2 tRNA genes and 2 rRNA genes are annotated in these 5,201 nt (G+C 53.0%); all 4 read left to right on the forward strand.

The window, feature by feature from the left end:
• The first annotated feature begins 252 nt into the window (after positions 1–252).
• The 4 genes from LIG30_RS21940 to LIG30_RS21955 all read left to right on the forward strand — a co-directional run bounded on the left by LIG30_RS21940 (position 253) and on the right by LIG30_RS21955 (position 5,196).
• A 16S ribosomal RNA gene (locus LIG30_RS21940) occupies positions 253–1,785 on the forward strand.
• Positions 1,786–1,846: 61 nt separating this feature from the next.
• Positions 1,847–1,923: transfer RNA gene (locus LIG30_RS21945), tRNA-Ile, on the forward strand.
• A gap of 36 nt (positions 1,924–1,959) precedes the next feature.
• Positions 1,960–2,035, forward strand: a tRNA-Ala gene (locus LIG30_RS21950).
• A gap of 281 nt (positions 2,036–2,316) precedes the next feature.
• A 23S ribosomal RNA gene (locus LIG30_RS21955) occupies positions 2,317–5,196 on the forward strand.
• The 16S and 23S rRNA genes sit together here with 2 tRNA genes alongside, the layout of an rRNA operon.
• Positions 5,197–5,201 lie beyond the last annotated feature (5 nt).

The following is a 5,201-nucleotide window of genomic DNA, read 5'->3' on the forward strand; positions in this document are numbered from 1 at the left end:
TTCATAATCTCGTTTCTCTGCTGCTGAAAACGCAGCGCTGCTGAGAAGAACGCTTCTCGCAGATGTGCTCTTTAAAAACTAACAGCCGATAAGTGTGGACGCTTGATGGCAGCGAACCGATCCTCGGATCGGGACAGCAAAAGTATCAAGAGTCTCACACTAAAGTAAGTCAGGTTTATGAAGCAATTCATATGACCTGTCAGCTTTGAGTGAGCGACCGGTTCGAGAGAACCGAAAAACAGTAACAGGTTTGAACTGAAGAGTTTGATCCTGGCTCAGATTGAACGCTGGCGGCATGCCTTACACATGCAAGTCGAACGGCAGCACGGGTGCTTGCACCTGGTGGCGAGTGGCGAACGGGTGAGTAATACATCGGAACATGTCCTGTAGTGGGGGATAGCCCGGCGAAAGCCGGATTAATACCGCATACGATCTGTGGATGAAAGCGGGGGACCTTCGGGCCTCGCGCTATAGGGTTGGCCGATGGCTGATTAGCTAGTTGGTGGGGTAAAGGCCTACCAAGGCGACGATCAGTAGCTGGTCTGAGAGGACGACCAGCCACACTGGGACTGAGACACGGCCCAGACTCCTACGGGAGGCAGCAGTGGGGAATTTTGGACAATGGGCGAAAGCCTGATCCAGCAATGCCGCGTGTGTGAAGAAGGCCTTCGGGTTGTAAAGCACTTTTGTCCGGAAAGAAATCCTTTGCCCTAATACGGCGGGGGGATGACGGTACCGGAAGAATAAGCACCGGCTAACTACGTGCCAGCAGCCGCGGTAATACGTAGGGTGCGAGCGTTAATCGGAATTACTGGGCGTAAAGCGTGCGCAGGCGGTTTGTTAAGACCGATGTGAAATCCCCGGGCTCAACCTGGGAACTGCATTGGTGACTGGCAAGCTAGAGTATGGCAGAGGGGGGTAGAATTCCACGTGTAGCAGTGAAATGCGTAGAGATGTGGAGGAATACCGATGGCGAAGGCAGCCCCCTGGGCCAATACTGACGCTCATGCACGAAAGCGTGGGGAGCAAACAGGATTAGATACCCTGGTAGTCCACGCCCTAAACGATGTCAACTAGTTGTTGGGGATTCATTTCCTTAGTAACGTAGCTAACGCGTGAAGTTGACCGCCTGGGGAGTACGGTCGCAAGATTAAAACTCAAAGGAATTGACGGGGACCCGCACAAGCGGTGGATGATGTGGATTAATTCGATGCAACGCGAAAAACCTTACCTACCCTTGACATGGTCGGAATCCTGCTGAGAGGCGGGAGTGCTCGAAAGAGAACCGGCGCACAGGTGCTGCATGGCTGTCGTCAGCTCGTGTCGTGAGATGTTGGGTTAAGTCCCGCAACGAGCGCAACCCTTGTCCTTAGTTGCTACGCAAGAGCACTCTAGGGAGACTGCCGGTGACAAACCGGAGGAAGGTGGGGATGACGTCAAGTCCTCATGGCCCTTATGGGTAGGGCTTCACACGTCATACAATGGTCGGAACAGAGGGTTGCCAACCCGCGAGGGGGAGCTAATCCCAGAAAACCGATCGTAGTCCGGATTGCACTCTGCAACTCGAGTGCATGAAGCTGGAATCGCTAGTAATCGCGGATCAGCATGCCGCGGTGAATACGTTCCCGGGTCTTGTACACACCGCCCGTCACACCATGGGAGTGGGTTTTACCAGAAGTGGCTAGTCTAACCGCAAGGAGGACGGTCACCACGGTAGGATTCATGACTGGGGTGAAGTCGTAACAAGGTAGCCGTATCGGAAGGTGCGGCTGGATCACCTCCTTTCCAGAGCTATCGCGAAAGTTGAGCGTTCACGCTTATCGGCTGTAAATTTAGACAGACTCAGGGGTCTGTAGCTCAGTCGGTTAGAGCACCGTCTTGATAAGGCGGGGGTCGTTGGTTCGAATCCAACCAGACCCACCAATTGTCTGGCACAGCACACCTGGGAAGTCTCTGTATGGGGGCATAGCTCAGCTGGGAGAGCACCTGCTTTGCAAGCAGGGGGTCGTCGGTTCGATCCCGTCTGCCTCCACCAATCTTCAATGACAAGCGTTCGACGTGGTCGAGTCTTTGTCATTGGCGATTGAGCCAGTCAGAGCGATATGAAAATATCGGCTGTCGTTCTTTAACAATCAGGAAGAAGTAAGTAATTTGGATAGCGGAAGCGTCTTTGAGATGGACGTGGAAACTATCCGGGTTGTGATTGTATCGATGTATCTCAAGATGATTCGAACTCTATGTTCGGCTCAATTGGAATACGGCACAACGCGAGAACTCAAACCTGTAGCGACCTGTTGTGAGACAGACTCGTTATAGGGTCAAGCGAACAAGTGCATGTGGTGGATGCCTTGGCGATCACAGGCGATGAAGGACGCGGTAGCCTGCGAAAAGCCCCGGGGAGCTGGCAAACAAGCTTTGATCCGGGGATGTCCGAATGGGGAAACCCACTCCTTCTGGAGTATCCATAGCTGAATACATAGGCTATGTGAAGCGAACGCGGTGAACTGAAACATCTAAGTAACCGCAGGAAAAGAAATCAACCGAGATTCCCAAAGTAGTGGCGAGCGAAATGGGAAGAGCCTGTACTCTTTATCTGTATTGTTAGTTGAACGCTCTGGAAAGTGCGGCCATAGCAGGTGATAGCCCTGTAGACGAAAACAGTGTGGAAGAACTAGGTGTACGACAAGTAGGGCGGGACACGTGAAATCCTGTCTGAAGATGGGGGGACCATCCTCCAAGGCTAAATACTCGTGATCGACCGATAGTGAACCAGTACCGTGAGGGAAAGGCGAAAAGAACCCCGGGAGGGGAGTGAAATAGATCCTGAAACCGCATGCATACAAACAGTCGGAGCCTCGTAAGGGGTGACGGCGTACCTTTTGTATAATGGGTCAGCGACTTACGTTCAGTAGCAAGCTTAACCGAATAGGGCAGGCGTAGCGAAAGCGAGTCCGAATAGGGCGTTCAGTTGCTGGGCGTAGACCCGAAACCAGGTGATCTATCCATGGCCAGGATGAAGGTGCGGTAACACGTACTGGAGGTCCGAACCCACTAACGTTGAAAAGTTAGGGGATGAGCTGTGGATAGGGGTGAAAGGCTAAACAAACCTGGAAATAGCTGGTTCTCTCCGAAAACTATTTAGGTAGTGCCTCGTGTCTCACCTTCGGGGGTAGAGCACTGTCATGGTTGGGGGGTCCATTGCGGATTACCCCGCCATAGCAAACTCCGAATACCGAAGAGTGCAATCACGGGAGACAGACATCGGGTGCTAACGTCCGGTGTCAAGAGGGAAACAACCCAGACCGCCAGCTAAGGTCCCCAAATATAGCTAAGTGGGAAACGAAGTGGGAAGGCTAAAACAGTCAGGAGGTTGGCTTAGAAGCAGCCACCCTTTAAAGAAAGCGTAATAGCTCACTGATCGAGTCGTCCTGCGCGGAAGATGTAACGGGGCTAAGCTATATACCGAAGCTGCGGATGCACATTTATGTGCATGGTAGGAGAGCGTTCCGTAAGCCTGCGAAGGTGCACTGGAAAGTGTGCTGGAGGTATCGGAAGTGCGAATGCTGACATGAGTAGCGATAAAGGGGGTGAAAGGCCCCCTCGCCGTAAGCCCAAGGTTTCCTACGCAACGTTCATCGGCGTAGGGTGAGTCGGCCCCTAAGGCGAGGCAGAAATGCGTAGCTGATGGGAAGCAGGTCAATATTCCTGCACCATTGTTAGATGCGATGGGGGGACGGATCGCGGAAGGTTGTCCGGGTGTTGGAAGTCCCGGTCGCTGCATTGGAGAAGGCGCTTAGGCAAATCCGGGCGCGGAATTCAAGGGTGTGGCGCGAGCGACTCAGGTCGCGAAGCAATTGGAAGTGGTTCCAAGAAAAGCCTCTAAGCTTCAGTCTAACGATGACCGTACCGCAAACCGACACAGGTGGGCGAGATGAGTATTCTAAGGCGCTTGAGAGAACTCGGGAGAAGGAACTCGGCAAATTGGTACCGTAACTTCGGGATAAGGTACGCCCTTGTAGCTTGACCCCCCTGCGGGGGAAGGGTGAAGGGGTTGCAATAAACTGGTGGCTGCGACTGTTTAATAAAAACACAGCACTCTGCAAACACGAAAGTGGACGTATAGGGTGTGACGCCTGCCCGGTGCCGGAAGATTAAATGATGGGGTGCAAGCTCTTGATTGAAGTCCCGGTAAACGGCGGCCGTAACTATAACGGTCCTAAGGTAGCGAAATTCCTTGTCGGGTAAGTTCCGACCTGCACGAATGGCGTAACGATGGCCACACTGTCTCCTCCCGAGACTCAGCGAAGTTGAAGTGTTTGTGATGATGCAATCTACCCGCGGCTAGACGGAAAGACCCCATGAACCTTTACTGTAGCTTTGCATTGGACTTTGAACCGATCTGTGTAGGATAGGTGGGAGGCTATGAAACCGGAACGCTAGTTTCGGTGGAGCCGTCCTTGAAATACCACCCTGGTTTGTTTGAGGTTCTAACCTTGGCCCGTGATCCGGGTCGGGGACAGTGCATGGTAGGCAGTTTGACTGGGGCGGTCTCCTCCCAAAGCGTAACGGAGGAGTACGAAGGTACGCTAGGTACGGTCGGAAATCGTGCTGATAGTGCAATGGCATAAGCGTGCTTAACTGCGAGACCGACAAGTCGAGCAGGTGCGAAAGCAGGTCATAGTGATCCGGTGGTTCTGTATGGAAGGGCCATCGCTCAACGGATAAAAGGTACTCTGGGGATAACAGGCTGATACCGCCCAAGAGTTCATATCGACGGCGGTGTTTGGCACCTCGATGTCGGCTCATCTCATCCTGGGGCTGTAGCCGGTCCCAAGGGTATGGCTGTTCGCCATTTAAAGAGGTACGTGAGCTGGGTTTAAAACGTCGTGAGACAGTTTGGTCCCTATCTGCCGTGGGCGTTGGATATTTGAAGGGGGCTGCTCCTAGTACGAGAGGACCGGAGTGGACGAACCTCTGGTGTACCGGTTGTCACGCCAGTGGCATCGCCGGGTAGCTATGTTCGGAAGAGATAACCGCTGAAAGCATCTAAGCGGGAAACTCGCCTTAAGATGAGATATCCCTGGGGACTAGATCCCCTTGAAGGGTCGTTCGAGACCAGGACGTTGATAGGTCGGGTGTGTAAGCGCAGTAATGCGTTCAGCTAACCGATACTAATTGCCCGTAAGGCTTGATCCTATAAC

The organism is Burkholderia sp. lig30 (genome assembly GCF_000687455.2).
Classification (GTDB): domain Bacteria; phylum Pseudomonadota; class Gammaproteobacteria; order Burkholderiales; family Burkholderiaceae; genus Burkholderia.